This window comes from Leptolyngbya sp. KIOST-1 (assembly GCF_000763385.1).
Classification (GTDB): domain Bacteria; phylum Cyanobacteriota; class Cyanobacteriia; order Phormidesmidales; family Phormidesmidaceae; genus Nodosilinea.
In genome coordinates this window covers 151363-171544 of the sequence record NZ_JQFA01000004.1, presented here as the reverse complement: position 1 = coordinate 171544, position 20182 = coordinate 151363, and the positions used below count along the sequence as shown (strand labels likewise).

21 protein-coding genes are annotated in these 20182 nt (G+C 47.0%); 19 read left to right on the top strand and 2 right to left on the bottom strand.

Annotated elements, in window-relative coordinates; translation table 11 throughout:
• Positions 1–43: 43 nt before the first annotated feature.
• The 15 genes from NF78_RS17845 (at position 44) to NF78_RS17810 (ending at position 14350) form a co-directional block, all read left to right on the top strand.
• Positions 44–844: a DUF268 domain-containing protein gene (locus tag NF78_RS17845; protein ID WP_035990496.1), complete on the top strand. Its 801-nt coding sequence runs from the start codon at positions 44–46 to the stop codon at positions 842–844.
• Between the two features lie 39 nt (positions 845–883).
• On the top strand, positions 884–1564 hold the full coding sequence (locus tag NF78_RS29740; protein WP_197064919.1) for a class I SAM-dependent methyltransferase: 681 nt from the start codon (positions 884–886) through the stop codon (positions 1562–1564).
• 201 nt (positions 1565–1765) lie between these two features.
• Complete coding sequence (locus tag NF78_RS29735) at positions 1766–2596, top strand: FkbM family methyltransferase (RefSeq protein ID WP_081972746.1); 831 nt, start codon at positions 1766–1768, stop codon at positions 2594–2596.
• A gap of 42 nt (positions 2597–2638) precedes the next feature.
• A complete protein-coding gene (locus tag NF78_RS29730) occupies positions 2639–3544 on the top strand; it encodes an alpha-1,2-fucosyltransferase (RefSeq protein WP_197064918.1) in 906 nt (301 codons plus the stop codon).
• 2 nt (positions 3545–3546) lie between these two features.
• Positions 3547–4419, top strand: coding sequence for an ATP-grasp fold amidoligase family protein (locus NF78_RS29725; protein ID WP_072016178.1), 873 nt, complete (start codon positions 3547–3549; stop codon positions 4417–4419).
• Between the two features lie 64 nt (positions 4420–4483).
• Positions 4484–5536 carry a glycosyltransferase family 2 protein gene (locus NF78_RS29720; protein WP_156119865.1) on the top strand — a complete coding sequence of 351 codons (1053 nt, stop codon included), beginning with the start codon at positions 4484–4486 and terminating at the stop codon, positions 5534–5536.
• Between the two features lie 405 nt (positions 5537–5941).
• On the top strand, positions 5942–7405 hold the full coding sequence (locus NF78_RS31325) for a hypothetical protein (protein ID WP_156119864.1): 1464 nt from the start codon (positions 5942–5944) through the stop codon (positions 7403–7405).
• 108 nt (positions 7406–7513) lie between these two features.
• On the top strand, positions 7514–8620 hold the full coding sequence (locus NF78_RS29715) for a glycosyltransferase (protein ID WP_225885363.1): 1107 nt from the start codon (positions 7514–7516) through the stop codon (positions 8618–8620).
• A 43-nt stretch (positions 8621–8663) separates the two neighbouring features.
• Positions 8664–9653, top strand: a complete 990-nt coding sequence (locus tag NF78_RS29710) for an SDR family NAD(P)-dependent oxidoreductase (protein ID WP_072016175.1) — start codon at positions 8664–8666, stop codon at positions 9651–9653.
• Positions 9654–9668: 15 nt separating this feature from the next.
• Positions 9669–10394 (top strand): sugar phosphate nucleotidyltransferase, encoded by a 726-nt coding sequence (locus NF78_RS29705; RefSeq protein ID WP_072016174.1) that lies wholly within the window; start codon positions 9669–9671, stop codon positions 10392–10394.
• Positions 10395–10434: 40 nt separating this feature from the next.
• Positions 10435–11370 (top strand): NAD-dependent epimerase/dehydratase family protein, encoded by a 936-nt coding sequence (locus NF78_RS29700; protein ID WP_156119863.1) that lies wholly within the window; start codon positions 10435–10437, stop codon positions 11368–11370.
• Between the two features lie 415 nt (positions 11371–11785).
• Entirely contained in the window at positions 11786–12445 is a 660-nt protein-coding gene (locus tag NF78_RS17825; protein ID WP_035990484.1) for a class I SAM-dependent methyltransferase, read from the top strand.
• A 9-nt stretch (positions 12446–12454) separates the two neighbouring features.
• Positions 12455–13234 carry a glycosyltransferase family 2 protein gene (locus NF78_RS17820; protein ID WP_035990482.1) on the top strand — a complete coding sequence of 260 codons (780 nt, stop codon included), beginning with the start codon at positions 12455–12457 and terminating at the stop codon, positions 13232–13234.
• Positions 13235–13307: 73 nt separating this feature from the next.
• Positions 13308–13859: a YdcF family protein gene (locus tag NF78_RS17815; protein ID WP_035990480.1), complete on the top strand. Its 552-nt coding sequence runs from the start codon at positions 13308–13310 to the stop codon at positions 13857–13859.
• Between the two features lie 71 nt (positions 13860–13930).
• Positions 13931–14350, top strand: a complete 420-nt coding sequence (locus NF78_RS17810; RefSeq protein WP_035990478.1) for a DUF29 family protein — start codon at positions 13931–13933, stop codon at positions 14348–14350.
• On the opposite strand, the gene NF78_RS17805 is transcribed toward NF78_RS17810, so the two are convergent.
• Entirely contained in the window at positions 14343–15854 is a 1512-nt protein-coding gene (locus NF78_RS17805; protein ID WP_035990477.1) for a UbiD family decarboxylase, read from the bottom strand. The two genes, NF78_RS17810 and NF78_RS17805, sit on opposite strands and share 8 nt — an antisense overlap.
• A gap of 173 nt (positions 15855–16027) precedes the next feature.
• On the opposite strand from NF78_RS17805, the gene NF78_RS17800 reads away from it, so the two are divergent.
• The 3 genes from NF78_RS17800 (at position 16028) to NF78_RS17790 (ending at position 18121) form a co-directional block, all read left to right on the top strand.
• The gene (locus tag NF78_RS17800) at positions 16028–16768 is read left to right on the top strand and encodes a DUF4333 domain-containing protein (RefSeq protein ID WP_035990475.1); all 741 of its coding nucleotides are present in this window, start codon (positions 16028–16030) and stop codon (positions 16766–16768) included.
• Positions 16769–17010: 242 nt separating this feature from the next.
• Positions 17011–17706 (top strand): MotA/TolQ/ExbB proton channel family protein, encoded by a 696-nt coding sequence (locus NF78_RS17795; protein ID WP_052050705.1) that lies wholly within the window; start codon positions 17011–17013, stop codon positions 17704–17706.
• A gap of 4 nt (positions 17707–17710) precedes the next feature.
• A complete protein-coding gene (locus NF78_RS17790; RefSeq protein ID WP_035990469.1) occupies positions 17711–18121 on the top strand; it encodes an ExbD/TolR family protein in 411 nt (136 codons plus the stop codon).
• Between the two features lie 214 nt (positions 18122–18335).
• On the opposite strand, the gene NF78_RS17785 is transcribed toward NF78_RS17790, so the two are convergent.
• Positions 18336–19619 (bottom strand): glycosyltransferase family 4 protein, encoded by a 1284-nt coding sequence (locus NF78_RS17785; protein ID WP_035990467.1) that lies wholly within the window; start codon positions 19617–19619, stop codon positions 18336–18338.
• A gap of 214 nt (positions 19620–19833) precedes the next feature.
• Here NF78_RS17785 and NF78_RS33030 point away from each other — a divergent pair, with 214 nt between their 5' ends.
• Positions 19834–19956, top strand: coding sequence for a hypothetical protein (locus NF78_RS33030; protein ID WP_263970646.1), 123 nt, complete (start codon positions 19834–19836; stop codon positions 19954–19956).
• Positions 19957–20182: the final 226 nt, after the last annotated feature.

Sequence of the window (20182 nt, the reverse complement as noted above, 5' to 3'; positions counted from 1 at the left end):
TTTGAGTAGTTTCCTTTCGTTGTATTTTACTTGAGTGCTATAAATGCTTGTAAAGCAAAAATTGATCAAGATAAACTTCTTCCTTTCTAGTCAATGTGGCTTTGAACCTCTTAGACTAATACTCTCCTTGCGCGGATTACCAAAATACCTGTTAGATTGGATGACATTTAGAAAAAGATACAATGGAGAGTTAAGGATTAGGCCCTACCTGAATGATAGATTTTCACAAGTAGAAAGTACAAAGAGTGAGTATTTCTTACAGGATCTGATAGTGGCTCGAGAGGTCCATAATGCTAAGCCAGTAAGGCATGTAGATGTTGGTTCAAGGGTAGACGGGTTTGTAGCTCATGTTGCTAGTTTCCGTGAACTCGAAGCCTTTGATGTGCGTTTAGTTAGAGCACAAGTACCTGGTATTATTTTTCGCCAGCTTGATTTGATGGATAAAGAAGCTGTATCTAATTTCAGCCTAGAAAAAGGTTATTGTGACTCTTTGTCTTGTCTTCATGCTTTAGAGCACTTTGGTCTGGGGAGATACGGTGACCCGATTAATCCTGATGGATATAAACAAGGCTTTCAAAATATGGCCTCATTATTAAAATCGGGAGGTCAACTTTATTTGTCTGTCCCTATTGGCAGGCAAAGAGTTGAGTTTAATGGGAATTGGGTTTTTGATCCCAAAACTATTCTTAATCTCGCAAATGCTGAAGGATTAAAGCTTGAAAAGTTGATCATTATTAAATCTGGCATTGTCACTTATCTTTCTGAGTTCAATGAGGAAGTTATAGTTGATCTTGTCGAGGAAAACAACTATAGCCTTGGCATATTCTTTTTTTCAAAGAGTTAACTGACTTAACTTAAATCGCGTCTTATGATATTTACTAATGTGAATGAAACTGGCCGTCAAGCTTTCCTAAAAAGAGTTCTCTTAGAGGTTAAAGCAGGCTCTAAAGTATTAGATGCTGGTGCCGGTGAATTAAGGAATAGAAAGCATTGCGAGCATTTAGATTATATTTCACAGGATTTTTGTCAATATAAAGGTGTAGAGGCTGGGCTAGAAGAAGGATTGCAAACCCAGACGTGGGATACTAGTAGCATTGATATTGTTTGTGATATTACTTCTATCCCATCTCCAGATGCTAGTTTTGATGTAATTCTCTGTAGCGAGGTGCTAGAGCATATTCCAGAACCTACACATGCACTTGATGAGTTTTCCCGATTACTTAAAGCTGAAGGAATCTTAATTCTAACAGCACCTTTTGCATCTAACGTTCATATGGCTCCATATCACTTCTGTAGTGGTTTTTCAAAATACTGGTATGAGCATCACCTCAGTCAGCGTGGATTTGAAATCCGAGAGCTCACTGCAAATGGTGATTGGTTTAGTGTGCTAAGGCAAGAGATTATGAGGCTAGGTGGACTAGAACGCCAAAGGGGTAACTGGGTTTGGCCTATGGCTTATATGTATGCACTGTTAAGTTTAATTTATTTCAAAATTCGTGCTCAACATACTGCTGAGGACTTGGCATGTTTTGGTTGGCACTGTGTGGCCAAGAAGAAGTTCTAAAATAAATTAAAGGAATTGTGATGGGTGTTAAAAGTTGTATATCAAAGGATTACTTGAGCACAGGAGAACTAAAGACCTTATGTATGTGAAATGGTTTCGGAAAAGTGGGTTAGGAAAGGAAGTCATATAAACGACTAGATTAGAATTTACGTTGTTTATCCTTAAACGCAGCTTTGATGATTTAGTTTTTTTAAGCTTTTAATGAATACAGTAATGATCAGAAAATGGTTAAGAAAGGCTCTTGAGTCATCTCCTAATACGGCGAATTTTGTCCGTAGTTTTCGAGATCAGCTAGACCGCTATGATAAGCCGATCAAAACTCCTTGGGGTTTTACCTTGGCAGGTCATGAGAACATGGCTAAAGGCGACTTTGAGCCTGAGGAAACTCGGCTTATACAGCTTCTTCTGCAAGAAGTAGATGTATTGGTAAATGTTGGTGCGAATGTTGGTTATTACTGCTGTCATGCTCTTAGCCTAGGGAAACGAGTCATTGCAGTTGAACCTATTGCCCGCAACGTCCATTACTTACTTAAAAATATACAAGATAATGGCTGGGCTAGCCAGGCAGAGATTTATCCTGTTGCCTTGAGTACGTCCACTGACATTATGACTATTTGGGGGGGAGGCACAGGAGCCTCCCTAGTGAAGGGATGGGCCTCAATTCCAGAAAGTTACGTTACTCAGGTACCAGTTCTCACACTTGATCGCCTTTTAGGTAGCACTCTAGAAGGTCATCGTGCATTAATTTTGGTAGATGTGGAAGGGGCAGAGCATATGCTTCTGCAAGGAGCGACTGCAACTTTAGATCATCAACCTCGTCCTATTTGGATGATGGAAGTTTCTACTACCGAACATCAACCTGTTGGTGTAAGTATTAACCCTAGTTTCCGGAAAACTTTCGAGTTGTTTTTTAGGCATGGTTACCAAGCATTCACCGCTGACAAGAAAGTTCAGCCAATTTCAAGCGATCTTATCGCTCAGATAGAGTCGGAACAACTTCAACTGTCAACTCATAATTTCATTTTTCGTTAGTAAAATTACTTGCTCAAGTTCATAGCAAACATCACCTATAGAATGAATAGTAAAAAATTGATTAAAGTCATTCCCCAAATTTTTGGTGGTCTTGGCAATCAATTATTTATCTACGCATCCGCTCGTCGCTTAGCCTTAGTAAACAATGCTGAATTAGTTTTAAATGATGTCAGTGGTTTCGTACGGGACTATACCTATCAACGTCAGTACCAACTTGACCATTTTCATATTCCCTGCCGCAAAGCTACAGCCGCAGAGCGATTAGAACCTTTTTCACGAGTCCGACGAAATCTTAAGCATCGCGTAAATCGCTATATTTCTTTTGAAAAGCGATCTTACATTAAGCAAGATAGCTTGGACTTTGAGCCACGTCTGCTAAAAGTTAAGCCTTATAGAAACCTATATTTGGAGGGGTACTGGCAGAGTGAAGACTACTTCAAGGATGTAGAAGATGTTATTCGGCAAGATTTGCGTATACATCCTCCAGATGATGAAAAAAATCAGGCTATGGCTAAAAGTATTTTGAGTCATACAGCAGTGGCTATACATGTCCGCTTTTTTGATGGACCGGAGGAGAACAGTGTCCATAATGCACCAAATGACTACTATAGATGTGCTATTGCAGAAATAGAGAAACGAGTTCCAAATGCCCATTACTACCTTTTTTCCGATAATGCTAAGGAATCCCGAAAGCGCATCCCTCTCGCAGACAATCGAATCACAGTAGTGGCTCATAATATTGGTGAGACAAATGCCTATGCCGACCTCTGGCTAATGACGCAGTGCCAGCATTTTATCATTGCTAATAGCACCTTTAGTTGGTGGGGAGCATGGTTAGCTAACCAACGGAGTAAAACAGTAATTTCTCCTGGTGCTATGGTTGGTAGGGAGACAGCGTGGGGGTTTAATGGCTTAATTCCTACGTCTTGGATTGTTTTTCATGTGTAGATATGAATTTTAAAGTAGACCATTTTAGTATTTGGCAGCGAATATTTTACCGACTAGTACGGCCAGTTTTGACCGATTCAGCTTATGCCAATATGTCCCTTCAACGTTGGTTAAATGGTGGAAACATCGGGTGTCCGCAGACTTTTAATGAAAAGCTGCAATGGTTGAAAGTCTATAATCGCAATCCACAGTTTTGTATCTTTGCAGACAAACTATCTGTTAGAGAGTATGTAAAAGAGAAACTAGGAAACAACTACTTGAATGAATTGTTAGGAGTTTATAGTTCAGTCTCGGATATTAACTGGTCTAAGCTACCTAAAAGCTTTGTCCTAAAAGCTACTCATGGCTCAGGCATGAATATTTTTGTGAATGAGAAAGATAGCTTCGATAAGACAGCAGCGATTGCTAAGTTAAGATATTGGTTAAAAGCAGATTATTCTCTTATGGGTCGTGAGTGGATTTACAAGAATGTACCAAGAAGAATTATTGCAGAGCAATTTTTGCGTGATGCAGAAGGATGCATTCCTAAAGATTATAAAGTATTTTGTTTTGAGGGTGAACCTTACTGTATTCAAGTAGATATTAATCGTTTTTCTGATCATAGGCGGGCATATTTTGATTCGGATTGGAAAAGATTACCTTTTACTATCCTTTATCCTCACTATGATGGTGAAGTAAATAAGCCTAAATATCTCGCGGCTATGCTTGAAGCAGCTAAAAGACTATCAGAAAATATTCCTTTTGTACGGGTTGACTTCTACTCTTTGCCTGAACTTATTTTTGGAGAAATGACATTTTATCCAGGGAATGGGACTGAGCCATTTGACCCACCTGAATGGGATCAACATTTAGGCGATAAGCTCATTTTATTTTAGAAGATATGAACTTTCAGCTATTTTGTCTAATCAAGAATTTTGATATTATTTTTTCCAAGTTGGTTTGGTTGGAACTGTAGATGTGACGGGTAAAACAATAAGTATAAATTTCGGAAAAGAAGTGCCAGATGTAACTGTTTTAATGTCTGTCTATAATGGGGAACGTTGGCTAGAAGAGGTCATCAGAAGCATACTGGGACAAACATTTGCAAACTTTGAGTTTGTTATTGTTAATGACGGAAGTACAGATAGCTCGTTAAAAATAATCAAGCGTTTTGCTGGCCAAGACTCTCGTATTCACATTATAGATAAACCTAATTCAGGCCTGGCAGATTCTCTAAATCAAGGCATTAATATAGCTCGTGGTAAATGGATTGCCCGTATTGATGCAGATGATCTATGTGAACCAGAGCGCTTGTTTATGCAATATGCCTTTGCACAGAAAGATCCCTCGCTAGTTTTGATTGGTACAGGATTAAGAGTAATCGACCAATATGGGAAGCTAATTAAAAAATACTATTATCCTAAATCACATAAAGCACTTTTGAGCCGTTTAACCTCAGCGCAAGCCTTCTTTGCACACTCTTCTGCCTTTTATAAAGCAGAAGTTGTCAAAGCGATTGGAGGATATCGTAAGCGTATCAAACGCTCACAAGATCTGGATTTATGGCTGCGTTTATCAGAAGTAGGTTGCTTAGCTTGTATTGATAAACCTCTTGTAAGTATCAGGCAACATGATGATCAAGTAACTCATGAAGACGGTGGAAAACGTCAAATATTGGATGCGTGTATTGCTCTAATCAGTTATTGGTCACGGTGTCAGGAATTTGATGATCCAGTTTCCTTAGTTTACTCTGATGCCAATTTCATGTATTTTCAAGAATGGGTTTTTAAGCGTTTATCGCAAGAGAAAATTTTTGAGAATTATGCCTCTGCCAAGCAATTGAGAAAGCAAATTCTTTGCAAATCATATTCCTTGCCTGCTCTTCTGAAGGCTCTTCCAATATTACTTGGAAAAATTAGAATTGTACTTCAATATCTATATCAAAAAGTATTGGGTGAGTCTTTCACAAAGCGGTTGTCTCTAGAGTGGGAATTAATGCATAGGAAATATTAATTCCTTCTATAGCGGTTCCCGATCGAATGAAGTACAGCATGAGCCTTGCTGAATAAGGATTGTAGGCCTCTGCTCGTACCTCACCTCAACGAGAACCGCTATAGGATTGGCATCAACTTTCTGTGGTTAGTAATAATTAGTGGTTTTATAGTCTTCTGCTTCAACAAGTTCTAGTAACAGCCCGGAAAATTTTAGTAACGAAGCTACAAGGCCTACAGGGCGGTCACCCTAGAAATCGCCTACTTGAATCAAGTTTGGCTTGCGGGCTGACATTGATGTAAATACCTTGGGCAACGTAGGCTCTTGTTTACGGGCAATATTTAGGGTTGTTTTCTGTCTGGAGTATTGTAGTAAGGAAGTCAGATTCAGTCATTTAGTCAGTGTTGCAAACAAAATTCTTTTCCTATGTCAACAATAAGATTTTTGGGACCAGGCCTTTTCTTCTTAATCTCTATAGGATTACTCATATTCCTTGATAAAAGTGAATTTTTATTCTGGCCTCAGCTTGCAATTTGGGTGGTATACATCCTCTTTGTTGTTAGATCAATGCTAGGTGATAAGTATTTTTATCTGTCAACTTTGTTGGCTGTTCAATCAATTGTTTTTGTATTCTTCACATACATATACCAAAACCAAGAAAACGTAGAAAGGATAACAGTCTTTGTATTCTCCGCTTTTACAAAAGAAAATCTCGAAATTGCTTCTAGAGCTTCCCTGTTTGCTGTTATTCCAATTGTATTAGTTTATTTTTTTCAAAAAAAAGCGGAACCTCAAAGTTCTAGCATGAATCAAAACATTGTTGAGGTTATTGTCGGTTTGCTGAGCAGACTTTCTCGAATATCTAACAAAGATGGGTTTTTGTTGTTGATTTTATCATTTTCTATTTCATTCATACTTTTTTTAACCAACGTTAGTATTTTTGAGGTATCGTATCCATTCAATGCCCATAGTTTGTGGGTTTCGCCTATTTATTTTGTTGCTTTTTATGCCTTAATCTTTCTTCCATATCTTGTTTTTCTGGCTAAAAGACTGACATGGCCAAAAGCATCAGCCAAAAAATTATTGACGTTATCTCGAATTAATCTAATTATATCTCCAACCCTTTTGCTACTAATTTATTCCTCACGTGGATTGATGGCTGTAGCTTTCTTTTTGGTTGGAAGCTTAGAGATATTGTTAAGTGCGAAGAAGAAAGGGGCTTGGCTTTTTGGTGTTCTTTGTCTACTAATTTCGTTGTACCTTGTGCAGTCTTTCCCATACCTTCGGTTTCAGCTGGCACACAGTCTAGAAAGCAACTCTGTGGTTTTTGCACAGTCCGTTGAAAGAATGATTCCATTCCGTGGCCTAGATGCGCATGTAGGTGGTGACCATTTAGAAGTAAATAGGTCAATAAACCTGAATGATTATCCTATGATTGGCCAGTCGTTGTTTCATATGCTTTATGTTGTAGATCTTGTTAAACAGGCAAACACTTTAGATGGAATCACATTTATCAATTTAATTTCTCAAGCCACTCCACAAGTTATTGCAGGCTGGCTAGGGTATGAACGCCCGTTAAACGATAACTGGCGGTTAGGATTGTACTACCGTCATATGGGAGGGTTCTTAGCTATTGCTAATGCGTATTGGAATGGCGGAGTATGGGTTATGACTATATTCATGGTGGTTTTATCATCTGTAGTTATGGCTATAGATAGGTATTTTGCAAAAGGAAACCGTAAGATCATTGCGGTGTTAGGATATTGGTCTTTGTTACCCATATTTGCAGTGCAACTCGCCTATGGTATACAAGGTTTGGTAAGAGTTCTTCAACTAGTAGGATTACTCATTCTCTTTGATAAGTTTAGGTTCTTAAATAAAAAGAGTTAACCTTTAGACTTGATAAGATTTATTGAGATCTGAATCTAATCTATTTTTATGCCCTATTCCATCCTTTTTTCTTTTGGTTGCTTGCACACAGAGAGTAGCGGACCCTACTTGTCCCTTTTGCAAACTGCTAAAGCTTTGCAAGACACAGAAAATCAAGTTACAGTGATCGGCACTGTTGAAAAAAAAGATCAATCTTTAGGACATTGGTGCTCTGAAGTTATACCCTTTAAGCGGTATGGCCCATTGTCGTGGCATTTCGCTCCGGGCATTTTCAAATGGTTGAATAGCTCAGGAAAGCATTGGCAGGTTGCTAGTTTTCAAGGTGTTTGGTTATATCCGCATCAGCCAATTGCCAGGTTTTGCAGTGAGAATAATATTCCTTATATGATTACAACCCATGGGTGCTTTAATCCTACAGCTCTTGAGATTTCTAAGTGGAAAAAGTACCTGGCACAAAAAACTTTTTTAAAATCCGTTTTGGCTAATGTAACTTGCTACCAAGTTAGTACAGATATTGAGTATAAGACACTGCGAAAATTAGGAATCCAAAAGCCAATCTGTGTTATAGGAAATGGCATTGAAATGCCAAGTTTGCAATCTATTCAAGGTTTTCCATCCTGTATTCCTTACCCACTTAGTAAGCGAAAGACTTGTCTGTATTTGGGTCGACTGCATCCGATAAAAGGTATAGAAAATTTACTTCAAGCCTGGTCTAAACTTAGCGTGAGAGATGACTGGCAATTAGTTATTGCAGGTTCTGGGGATCCAAGCTATGTCAGGGAGCTTCAAAATTCAAGTGAAATCAAAAAGTGTCAAAACGTTCACTTCTTGGGATTTGTAACTACTGAGGAAAAAAGAGCTTGGCTTCACGCAGCAGAGTTCTTGGTTCTACCATCTTATAGTGAAGCTTTTGCAATGGTTCCTATGGAGTCTTTTTCTTTCGGAACTCCAGCCCTATTAACAAAGGGATGTAGTTTTCCTGAAGCTACGCTTGCTGGAGCTGCTTTAGAGGTAGATACGTCTGTGGATGGCCTCAAAAATGGACTAGAAAAGTTTATGGCCATGCCAGAGTTGAAGCTTAAGGAAATGAGTTCTGAGGCTCTTGATTTTGTGCGTGAGCAATATGACTGGAAAGTTATTTGTGCTCAGTTAGAAGATGTATATGGGTGGATGCTAGGCAGTAAGAAAATTCCTGACTGTATGCGATTAGATTAAGAGTGTTCACTGTTTGACTGAATTTTTCAGGGTAAGACTAGCTATGCACCTAAAAAATAAGAAAGTACTAGTTACTGGCGCTGGAGGCTTCATTGGTAGCCATTTAACGGAATACCTTGTCAGGGAAGGCGCTGAGGTTCGTGCAGTTGTTCATTACAATTCGAGAAATGATTGGGGTAATCTAAATTTTCTTCCCAAAGATCTCTTGCCTGAAGTCGATGTGCATTCGATTGATATTACTGATCCTTTTTCAGTGCGTCAAGTCGTTGAAGATTGTGAATGCGTTTTTCATTTAGCTGCTTTGATCGGCATTCCTTATTCTTACCTTGCTCCTGCTGCTTATTTTGAGGTAAATGTTCGTGGAACTTTAAATGTGTTAGAGGCAGTGAGAGCTTTCCAGATACCAAGGATGGTTCACACTTCGACTTCAGAGACTTATGGAACTGCACGCTATACCCCTATGGATGAAAAACATCCCCTGCAAGGGCAATCTCCATATTCGGCCTCAAAGATTGCTGCCGATAAATTAGTTGAAAGTTATTGGTGCTCTTTTGGCTTACCGGTTTCGACACTTCGACCCTTTAATACCTTTGGACCTCGTCAGTCTGCTCGTGCTGTTATTCCGACCATTATTTCTCAACTAAAGCGTGATGGTAAGGTTCGTCTAGGTAGCCTGAGCCCTATTCGAGACTTTACCTATGTTACTGACACAGCACGGGCATTTGTGGCAGTTTCTGAAAGTGATTCAACACTGGGGATTGCTTGTAATGCTGGTAATGGGCAAGGAATAACCATAGGCGATTTGGCAAACATGCTTATAGGCATGGTGAAGCCTGATGCTGAAATTATTTGTGAGGAAGAGCGCAAACGCCCAGAGAAAAGTGAGGTTAAAGCTCTCATTGCTAGTACAGACCTGATCAGAACATTAACAAGTTGGAAACCACAAGTATCTTTAAAGAATGGGTTGAGTGAGGTGATCGATTTTGTTGAGAGACACCCAAAAATATTTTCTGTAGATCAGTATGTAGTATAAAAGGGATGAACGGTTATGGCCTTTGAGAAAAAAGCTGTAATTTTAGCAGGTGGTAAAGGAACACGATTAAGGCCCTATACGGTTGTGTTTCCGAAGCCACTTGTTCCTATTGGGGAAAGACCAATCTTAGAGCTAATTGTGAGACAGCTTAGGTCGCATGGATTTCAAGATCTTACTTTTGCTGTTAATCATCTTGCAGAATTGATTCGAGCTTTTTTTGGTGACGGAAAAAGTTGGAACGTTGATATTAATTATTCTCTTGAACAGCATCCTTTAGGCACTGCTGGCCCATTAGGCTTAATAACTGGGTTGTCGGAAAATTTTTTGGTTATGAATGGAGATATTCTAACCGATATAAACTATTCTGATTTTTGGCAAAATCATATTGATAGTAATGCCATTGCTACTATCGCGACGTGTTTCAAGGAAGTTCCTATTTCATTAGGGGTGTTAGATGTTTCAGAAAGAGGGCAGTTAGTTGGTTATACAGAAAAACCAATTCTAAAATATCGGGTCAGTATGGGTATGTATGTTTTTCAAAGACGCATACTCGACTACATTAAACCTAATGTGTATCTAGATCTGCCTGATCTGATGAAACTATTAATTAAAGAAGGTGAAAAAGTAAATAGTTACAATTTTGCTGGTAGTTGGCTAGACATAGGTAATCCCGATGATTATGCCCTAGCCAATGAGCGGTTTTCTGAACAAACAGATTCTTTTCTACAAGAATTGACTTGAGCGAAGAAGTAATGCAAGAGATTATTGTTTGTCCTTAATTATGGCTAAGCGTGTCCTGGTTACGGGTTGTACTGGGTTCGTCGGACCTTGGGTAATCAAGAGAATCTTGGAAATACATCCAAAGTATCTAATCTTTGGTGTTTCTTGTTCTGCAAAAAAACCTCCTGAAGGAATCTTGCCGGAAAACTTCTTTCAGATGGATTTATTTTCTCTTGATCAAATCGAAAAAGTTGTTTCATGTGTTAAGCCAGATATAGTTGTCCATTTGGCTAGTTTGAAACATGCATCTCTCTCTGAGTTGTTTGGGGTTAATGTTCTTGGATTTCAGAGGCTTTTAGAATGCTTGTCATCTAGTGTTCCCAAAGCACGTGTAGTTGTTATTGGTTCTGCTGCAGAGCTGGGATGTGCAAGTGAAGAGGATAAGCCTTTGAGCGAGGAAATTCTATGCAAGCCAGTGGATAATTATGGCTTGACTAAGCAGGCTCAAACATCCTTGGCAATAATGAGATCTTTTTTAGGTCAAAACATTGTTTGTTTGCGTGTATTTAATCTTTTTGGGCCAAACATTCCCGAAACACTTTTGCCAGGACGATGCGCTAAGCTAATATATGAAAACTTTGCAAAAAATGAGTCTGTAGTCTTAGAGTTTGGGCCATTAGATACTAGAAGAGACTATCTTGACGTAAGAGACTTGGCTAAAGCTATTGTCCTTGCTTTCACTAATGGGGAAAGTGGAAAAATATATCATATAGGATCTGGAGAAAATTTAAGTGGCCATGACGTGGTAAGAACTCTTATTAAAGTTAGTGGTTTGCAAAGAATGACGTATGAAAGTGTAGCTTCCCAACAAAAGCCTTTAGTCCCTTTTCAAACTGCGGATGTTACTCGTGCTTGTCAAGAATTAAGCTGGGTACCCCAAATAGACTACATTCAGTCTCTTCGAGATACCTGGTCCTACCAGCTACAACCTAACTAGCAAAGTAACCTAGTAGTATCACTTAGGATCTGCTCAGCTCTCAGTTTTAATGAGAGCTAATTTCTTAAGTCGGCTGGGATCGCCTGATATTAAGGCTTCTAGAGAATGAGGCCTCTCAAGCAGCCAATGCCCGAAAAGCCTTAACACATAAGGGATTGACTAACCTTAAGATTTGCTTTAGAAATCAGTTCTGAGAGCTTATTTAGAAAGTCCTCAGACTCCTAAGCCATGGTTCAAGGTAGAAACGTTTTATCAGGGCTAGGCTGGCTTTACAAATGGCCTCTGAGATCTAGATTAGTCAGATTATGGGCACTCGCGCCCGCCAGCTCATCCTCAAGCATTACACCTGGGATAAGGTTGCTGCGGAATTGATTGACGTCTACACCACCATTCTCAACCAAAAGCTTCTATCTCCATGACCAAAACCCCCACCGATTACGAGTACGCCTATCAAAGCCCCACTAGTGAACACCACCACCACTACCTTGCTCCTCCTGTGCTTCAGGTTTTGACCGATCTACAGCAGAACAATGCTGAACCTCTAAAGCTATTGGACCTAGGTTGTGGTAACGGCAGCTTTAGTAGTTTTCTAGCAGGCCAAGGCTTTGTCGTTACCGGTATTGAAGAATCTGCTTCTGGCATTGCCCAAGCCCAGCAGGCTTACCCAAACTGTCAATTCCACCAGGGCAGCATTTACGACCTAGATTTCACCGACCTGTCCCAAGCCTTTGACGTTGTCTTTTCAGCAGAAGTGATTGAACACCTTTTTTATCCCAAAGAACTGGTGCGGGTTGCAAAACAGTGCCTTCGCCCAGGCGGCACCTTAATCTTAACTACCCCGTACCATGGCTACCTAAAAAATCTCGCCCTGGCTTTCACTGGTAAAATGGATAGGCACTTTACTGCTCTCTGGGATGGTGGACATATTAAGTTTTTCTCTGTGCCAACTCTTCGTCAGTTAGTTCTCAGTGAAGGCTTTATTAACCCCAAGTTTCAATTTGCTGGCCGCTTTCCCTACCTTTGGAAGAGTATGGTCTGCGCCGCCACTCTTTCCACTAAAGCTAACGCCAGCTAGACCCTCCCCATGCAGCTCGATCGCATAACTCCTCTCATCCTCACCTACAACGAAGATCTCAACATCAGTCGCACTCTAGATACCCTCAGATGGGCTAAACGTATTATTGTTATTGACAGCTACAGCACCGATGCCACTCTTGATATTCTCAGCCATTATCCAAGCGTCACCCTTTATCAGCACCCCTTTGAATCTTTTGCTGGGCAGTGTAACTTTGGCCTCACCTGCATCTCCACAGAATGGACCCTTTCCTTAGATGCTGATTATCAGGTTTCCGCCGCCTTTATCACTGAAATTCAGTCCTTAACTGAAACTATCACAAGTGATGGCTTCAAAGTTGCTTTAAGGTACTGTGTGTTCGGTTATCCCCTACGGAGTACATTGCTGCCACCGCGAACCGTTTTATATCGCACCGCCAAGGCCCACTACATTGAGGACGGCCACGCCCATCGAGTACGTATTGATGGTCCTGTCGCTTCCCTCCGAGGCCCCATTAACCACGACGATCGCAAACCCCTCAGCCACTGGCTATGGGCTCAAAACCGCTACATGGTGCTAGAAGTTCAAAAACTTTCTACCACTCCCGGCCATGAACTTAGCCTAGCTGACAAAATTCGCAAAACCAAAATCCTGGCCCCCTTTGTCGTCCTCTTCTATTGCTTGATCCTCAAAGGTGGCATCCTAGACGGCTGGCACGGCTGGTACTACGCCCTGCAAAGGGTACTAGTAGAAATGCTACTGGCCATCCATTTAATCGAAGCTGACCTAAAGCCAACGGAGAAAATCTAGCGATCGCACTCATCCCAACGGATCGCCTCAGGCGCTTTAGCATGAAGCTAAAGACAGCCACAGTCACCACCCCATGCGATCGCTCCTCCGGCTCCTGCCTCTGCTCCTCCTCGGCTGGCTCCTGCTGCTGCCGCTCAACCTAGCGATCGCCCGCCTCCAAACCCCCCAACCCCAGGCCATCCTCACTCTCGGCGGCGGTTCTGGCCGCGAAACCTTTACCGCCCAATTCGCCCAGACGCGACCCGATCTACCCATCTGGATCTCTAGCGGCATCCCCGCCGCCCAGGCCCACGCCATCTTCCAGGCCGCCCACATTTCTCCCAGCCGCTACCACCTCGACTACCGCGCCACTGACACCGTCACCAATTTCACCACCCTCGTCCCCGACCTCAAAGCCGCCAATATCCAACACATCTACCTGATCACCTCCGCATTTCACATGCCCAGGGCTACCGCGATCGCTACCATCGTCCTCGGTAGTCAGGGCATCGCCTTTACCTCCATCAGCCCTCCCCACAGCTACGGCCAAGAATCCCCCTGGCGCATCCTGCGCGACACCGGGCGATCGCTGCTTTGGCTCACCACAGGTCGCACCGGCTCCAGCCTCAATCCTCGCTACTCTTAGACCCGCTACAAAAGACCCAGCTACGATAGAGATCGATCCGATCGCAACCGTCATTGCTGCGAGCAACCCGCATGGAAGAACTGCTAGAGCTTAAAGGCCGATTGCTTCAGGGCGACATACCGGGAGCCTTGGTCATTATCGAAGATTTAGAGGAGATGAGCCGAGACGATAAAGTCAGCAATATTCGCAGCTATGCGAAAATTTTGCTCCTGCACCTCATCAAACAACAGGCAGAAAACCGAACGACTCGGTCCTGGGATGTCTCCATTCGCAACTCAGCCCTAGAGATTCAAAGCAAAAATAAGCGTCGTAAAGCTGGGGGCCATTATCTTCAACCCGAAGAACTACGATCGGCCCTCGAAGAAGCTTACGAACCAGCACTCAACGCGGCTTCGCTAGAAGTTGCAGAAGGTCTCTACGACCCAGAGACCCTGGCAGCCAAGCTCGATCGCGACACCATTATTGACCGCGCCATGGGCCACATTATTTGATGTCGTAGCCAAACAGATTGGGGTCCACATCGCTCAGGTTCAAGTCGCCCAAGCCATACTCTGCCCAGCGGCGATCGACCAGGGCAGCGGTGTCCGGATCGGGGGTGAGCTCTTCGCTCCAGGGGCGATCGGTTTCGGGGTAGACCTTCGTCGTTGCGTCGATGCCCATGCGGCTGCCCAGCCCCGGCTTCTCGGTGGCAAAATCCAGCCGATCAAAGGGGTTGTTGGGCAAAATAAACACATCCCGCGCTGGGTCCACCTTCGAGGTCACCGCCCACATCACCTGACGCGGATCGCGGATGTTGATGGCCTTGTCGACTACGATCACAAACTTGGTGTAGCTGAACTGGGGCAGGGCCGACCAGAACGCCAGGGCGGCCCGCTTGGCCTGACCGGGGTAGGATTTCTCGATCGAGAGCACCGCCGCTTTGTAGCTCAGCCCTTCCATCGGCAAAAAGAAGTCCTGAATTTCGGGCACCTGCTGGCGCAGGATGGGATTGTAGATGCGGTTGAGGGCGATCGCCATCATGGCGTCTTCCTTGGGTGGGCGACCGCTAAAGGTGGTCATGTAGATCGGATTTTTGCGGTGGGTGAGGCAGTGGAACCGCAGCAGCGGCGCGGCTTCGTTGACGCCGCCGTAGTAGCCAATGTGGTCGCCTGCGGGGCCATCGACGGCGGTTTCGCCGGGGGTAATGGTGCCCTCCAGCACGATTTCAGACTCGGCGGGCACCTCCAGGTCGACGGTTTTGCACTTGGCCAGGTTGAGCCCTTTGCCGGCGTAGAGGCCCGCAAACAGCCACTCCGATAGATCGATAGGCAGCGGCGTGGCGGCGGCGAGAATGACCAGGGGGTGAACCCCGATCGCGATCGCCACCTCCAGCTTTTGGCCCATCTCTGCGGCCTTGCGCAGGTGGCGGCTGCAGCCCCGCACCGACAGCCACTGCACCGTTGCGGTATTCCGGGACTGGAGCTGAAGCCGGTAGACTCCGACATTGGGAATCTTGGTCTCCGGGTCTTTGGTAATCATCAGCCCCAGGGTGATCACCTTACCGGCATCGCCGGGGTAGACCCGCAGCAGGGGAATCTGGTTGAGATCGACCGCGTCATCCTTCAGCACCACCTGCTGGCAGGGGGGCAGCAGGTCGCGCATGGGCTTGGCCTTGACCACATCAAAGAGCGCCTTGCCCAGATCGATCGCCTGACTAAACTGCTTGGGGGGGCGAGGCTGGTAGAGCAGGGCCAGCTTTTGCCCCAGGGTTTCGAGGTCGGCGGGGTGGTCCATACCCATGGCCCAGCACACCCGCTCGACGGTGCCCAGCACGTTGATGGCCAGGGGCATGGTGGCTCCCTGCACATTCTCGAACAGCAGAGCGGGCCCGCCGCCAAGCAGCAGGCGATTGGCGATTTCAGCAATTTCCAGTTCGGCGCTGACCGGGGCCTTGATCCGACGGAGCTGCCCGCGCTGCTCGAGCAGGGTCAAAAATTGCTGGAGGTCCTGTGCCATAGTGCCGAGTATTTGTGAACGAGTGTTAAGAGCTGTCTCTATTATGGTGGAGAGGGGGAGTTGTCCGACAACATGCTCTTTTCTTTTTGCGGCCCGAGGTAGTGGGGATAGCATGCGTAAAGCGGCTATTGCTGCCACAATCGGGATGTCACCCCAATGGATTCACTGGTTCGATGGATAGGCGCAACCCACTCTCTTCGATCACCGTTACAAAACCGCTCGCTGGGCTGCTGGGGCTGCTGGCCCTGGGACTCACCGCCTGCGGTAACCGCCTCGACACCAGCGAGGTAGAGGCCAGCATTAAAGCCGATATTGAGCGGCAGGGGCGACGGCTGACCCTGGCCGCCGTGCGCTGCCCCAGCGATGTCAGCCGCCAGGCCGGGGCCTATTTTCGCTGTGTGGGCGAACTCGACCCAGAGGGTACCTTTACCATCAACGTCACCCAGCAGGACGATCAGGGCAACGTCACCTGGGAGGTGCCCAGTTCCAAGGTGCTGCTCAACCTGCCCAAGATCGAAGACACCATCCAGAGGGGATTGGCTCAGGTCTACGGTAAGCGGGCCCAGATTGACTGCGGTACCGCGACCTACCGGGTCAATCAGCCAGGCGATCGCTTTCAGTGCCAAATTGTCGGTGGCCTTGCCACGGAGGCCGAGTCGATTGAGGCTGTACTGGTCAGCATAGCTGCCGATGGCAATTTGACTTGGCAAGAGATTCAGCCAGCGGCGGCGATGGCGGCGGCCCCTGCCACCGGAGCACCTCAGCCCACGGCTTCCTCGCCAACCCCAAGTCAACCCAGCCAGACCAACCAGACTGTGGCCCCAGCGGCGAGCCCTGGGGTGAAAACCACCACCACCACGGGACCGACGGGGCGTGTAATCAATCGGGCCTATATTCCGGGCGACAACGACTAAGGGTCGCCCTTTCCTCAAACTCAGTGTGTTAACCATTTCTTAATGGCTAAAATGCTGTGCTTTAATCTGTGGGCTAGTCCGCTTCGGTAGGCTTATCCTGGTAGCAGTGTTGCCGCTCATCTGGGCCCTAGGCGGTTGCTAGACCAGCCCCCCGGCTGGGCCGAACGACCTGAACAGGCGCTATCAGGTGATATCGGAAACGCTCAACCGTACAGCTAGCAAAACCAACTAACTCTGGGGCTATGACAACTGTTCTCGATTTTTTAGCGAAGGGTGGGCCGGTCATGGTGCCCATTTTGGGCTGTTCAGTGCTGACCATTGCCACCGCCCTGGAGCGATCGCTGTTCTGGACTCAGCTCCTGCGTCGCGAGGATCAAGTCGTCACTGACGTGCTCGATGCCGCCCGCCGTGACCTGACCCAGGCCGCTGCGATCGCCGCCCAGGCCCAGGATCTGCCCATTGGCCGGTTTCTGCTGGCTCCCCTGCGGCTCAAGCAGCCTTCCCCCGACACCTTTCGGCTGGCGATGGAAACGACCGGCGATCGCGAGTTCGTCAAAATGCGCAAGGGCGACAAGCTGCTGGAAACCATTGTCGCCGTAGCCCCCCTGCTGGGGCTGCTGGGCACGGTGACGGGCCTGATTGCCACCTTTGGCAACCTCAACATTGGCGGCGGCGGCTCAGGCGATCAGGCCACGGCGGCGGCGGCGGGTATCGGTGAGGCGCTGATCACTACGGCGGCGGGCATGGTGGTGGCGATCGTCGCGCTGCTGGTGTTTCGCGTCCTGGTTACCCTGCAGTCCCAGCAGATCGATTATTTCTCCGATGCGGGCAACGAGCTAGAGCTGATCTACCGCCAGTACTGGTACGAACCCGCCCAGAACGGCGGTGAGCGGAGCCACTCGGGCGAGTTGATCGGTACAGGCGATCGCCTAGGATAGCCCCATGCGCTTTAAGTCAAAGGTCGCCCCGCCGCCTCCGCCGGTAGATCTGATTCCCATGCTGACGGTGATGATGGGCATTCTGGCCTTTTTTGTCGTCATCACCCTCACCCTGGGCAGCGAAAAGCTAATTGAGGTGCAGCTCCCCGCCGAGCAGCAGGACAACGCGCCGCCACCCTTGCCCGCCGACCCGTTCATTGTGCAACTGGTCGGGGAAAACCAGGTGCAGCTCAACGGTCAGCCCATCGAAATCGACGCCCTCAAGGGGCAGATGGAAGCCTACCTGGGCCGCAACCCAGAGAACATCGTCTTTCTGCTGCCCAGCCAGGACCTGCCCTACGAGCAGGTAATGCAGTTTCTGGGCGAAATGCGCTCTGTGGGCGGCCGTCGGGTTTCCCTAGCGATTGAAGAATGAGCGATTCTCGACGGGGGGCTGGGGCCAGCGAAATGGCCCCAGCGGCAAGTCAAGCTTTCCCTGACTACCGTCGCTCGCATACCCCTGGCTCTGCTAGGTAGGGATACTGTACCGGCTTTCTAGGGGCGGGCGTGGCAAGGCTTGGAGTAGATGGCTTTTAGTCAGAATTGATGACACGCCCTAGAGCCTTGTATATCCTTCCCCAAGGCTCCAGCTACTTCTGGACCGGCTGCAGGGCCAGCACCATGTCCCCGTCCAGGGGCTGACGCTGGGGCGACGTCAGCGCGTAAAACAGAGCCTCATAGCGATCGATCGCGCGCTTGGCCGAGTAGTGCTCCAGCGCATACTGGCGACCCCGACGGGCCAGGGCCTGCGCCTTTTCCGGCTGGTGGTACAGATCCAGAATGCCCTTGGCCAGAGCCGTGGGATTTTCCGGGTCGACCACCAGCCCACCACCGCTGGCCAGCACGGCCTGGGCGGCGGTGCCATGGGCAGGCACAGAGGCCAGGATGGGTCGACCGCTGGCCAGCAGCACCTGGGTTTTAGACGGCATGTTGAACCCGACGACACCGTGCTTCTGCAAAATCAGGCCGACATCGGCCGCGGCCAGCAGATCCGGTAGTTCGGCCCGAGGCACAAAGGGCAGGAGCGAAACATTGTTCAGGCCCAGCTGCTGGCGAAACCGGTCGAGGGCCGTCAGCTGCTTCCCCTCTCCCACAATCACCATTTGGATGTCCGGGTAGGTGGTTAGGGCCTGGGCGGCCCGAATCGCCGTTCTGACCCCCTGGGTTTCGGCAATGTTGCCGGTGTAGAGCACCACAAACTTGTCCTGTAGCCCGTGGCGACGGCGAAACTCGCTGCTGGCCTGGGGGCGAGGGGCAATAAAATCTACGTCTACCCAATTGGAAATGGGCACCATTTTGCTATCGGGTACGCCTTTGCTCCGCAGGTTGTCACGAAAACCCGGCGCGATGATGCTGATGCGGGTAGCGCTTCGGTAGGCAAACGATTCGAGCAGCTCAAACGCCCGAATGGCCAGGGGATTGCTAAGCAGGCCGGTCTGGATGGCCGCCTCGGGCAAAATATCCTGCAGGTTGAGCACGCTGGGACACTGAAACAGTGTTTTCAGGATGGCAACCGGCAGGCAGGCCGGCAACGACGGACTGCTATTGAGGATGATATCGGGACGCCACCCCCGCAGAGCAGGCCACAGGCTCAGGGTGATGAAGCTTGACTCCAGCAGCAGCCGCCCCAGCAGCCCCCGCTTTGGGCAGGCCATCACAAAGCAGCGCTGGATCATGACGCCGTTGCGTGTTTCGGTGGCGTAGAGGCGACCGCGATACTCAGGGTAGATGGTGCGCTCAGGATAGTTTGGCATAGCGGTAACAACCCGCACCTGATGACCCCTGGCGGCCAAGCCCTCGGCCAGCTCGGTCATCAAGGGCGCAATGCCGATGGGCTCGGGATGATAGTTGTAAGAATAAATAAGAATTCGCATGGACAAGGCTTGCTCTAAAGAACCACTACACCAAGTACACAGGGGTTGTGCCAGGCCAAAATTTAAGGCTAAAGATAACGACTATGGCTAGACGATAGAGGTCAGTAGAATCCTCAGAGGGTCGTTACTGGGGGTTACTGAGTGGCTTATTGTCATTAGACGGCAGGGCTAGGGGATAATCGGGATGGCGTGAAGCGCCGTTCATGAAAATTTGATGCATACGCCTGGTTCACCTCGCGAAATCTTTAGTTTTAGAGCCAGTCGCCTGGCCACTGAACCCGAGACAAAAGGGGTGGTTGAACACGGCGGCGATCGCGATCGCCAGGTGAATTACTGATGCTCTGGCCACTGATACTCCCGAGTTCATAGACCCAGCATACCCAGGCTCTACCGCTCAGCTAATGGGTGAATTCACAGAAAAATGCGGCTGTATTGGCGACAAACTAACGGATCTAGCTGTGTCCTCCGAGATTTTGCTGTAAGTTATTCCTATGGTTTGGAATCCGCTCCGACTGCTTAAAACGCTGGTTCATTTTGATGTATTCGGCCCCTTGTCCCCAGGT

What these genes read in the sequence shown, in the direction of transcription:
- NF78_RS17795 (WP_052050705.1), top strand. Translation starts at nt 17,011, where the DNA reads ATGACAACTGTTCTCGATTTTTTAGCGAAGGGTGGGCCGGTCATGGTG.
- NF78_RS17820 (WP_035990482.1), top strand. Translation starts at nt 12,455, where the DNA reads ATGCAGCTCGATCGCATAACTCCTCTCATCCTCACCTACAACGAAGAT.
- NF78_RS17810 (WP_035990478.1), top strand. Translation starts at nt 13,931, where the DNA reads ATGGAAGAACTGCTAGAGCTTAAAGGCCGATTGCTTCAGGGCGACATA.
- NF78_RS17800 (WP_035990475.1), top strand. Translation starts at nt 16,028, where the DNA reads ATGGATAGGCGCAACCCACTCTCTTCGATCACCGTTACAAAACCGCTC.
- NF78_RS29735 (WP_081972746.1), top strand. Translation starts at nt 1,766, where the DNA reads ATGAATACAGTAATGATCAGAAAATGGTTAAGAAAGGCTCTTGAGTCA.
- NF78_RS17785 (WP_035990467.1), bottom strand. Translation starts at nt 19,619, where the DNA reads ATGCGAATTCTTATTTATTCTTACAACTATCATCCCGAGCCCATCGGC.
- NF78_RS29700 (WP_156119863.1), top strand. Translation starts at nt 10,435, where the DNA reads ATGGCTAAGCGTGTCCTGGTTACGGGTTGTACTGGGTTCGTCGGACCT.
- NF78_RS29705 (WP_072016174.1), top strand. Translation starts at nt 9,669, where the DNA reads ATGGCCTTTGAGAAAAAAGCTGTAATTTTAGCAGGTGGTAAAGGAACA.
- NF78_RS33030 (WP_263970646.1), top strand. Translation starts at nt 19,834, where the DNA reads ATGCATACGCCTGGTTCACCTCGCGAAATCTTTAGTTTTAGAGCCAGT.
- NF78_RS31325 (WP_156119864.1), top strand. Translation starts at nt 5,942, where the DNA reads ATGTCAACAATAAGATTTTTGGGACCAGGCCTTTTCTTCTTAATCTCT.
- NF78_RS29710 (WP_072016175.1), top strand. Translation starts at nt 8,664, where the DNA reads ATGCACCTAAAAAATAAGAAAGTACTAGTTACTGGCGCTGGAGGCTTC.
- NF78_RS17825 (WP_035990484.1), top strand. Translation starts at nt 11,786, where the DNA reads ATGACCAAAACCCCCACCGATTACGAGTACGCCTATCAAAGCCCCACT.
- NF78_RS17805 (WP_035990477.1), bottom strand. Translation starts at nt 15,854, where the DNA reads ATGGCACAGGACCTCCAGCAATTTTTGACCCTGCTCGAGCAGCGCGGG.
- NF78_RS17815 (WP_035990480.1), top strand. Translation starts at nt 13,308, where the DNA reads ATGCGATCGCTCCTCCGGCTCCTGCCTCTGCTCCTCCTCGGCTGGCTC.
- NF78_RS17845 (WP_035990496.1), top strand. Translation starts at nt 44, where the DNA reads ATGCTTGTAAAGCAAAAATTGATCAAGATAAACTTCTTCCTTTCTAGT.
- NF78_RS17790 (WP_035990469.1), top strand. Translation starts at nt 17,711, where the DNA reads ATGCGCTTTAAGTCAAAGGTCGCCCCGCCGCCTCCGCCGGTAGATCTG.
- NF78_RS29730 (WP_197064918.1), top strand. Translation starts at nt 2,639, where the DNA reads ATGAATAGTAAAAAATTGATTAAAGTCATTCCCCAAATTTTTGGTGGT.
- NF78_RS29725 (WP_072016178.1), top strand. Translation starts at nt 3,547, where the DNA reads ATGAATTTTAAAGTAGACCATTTTAGTATTTGGCAGCGAATATTTTAC.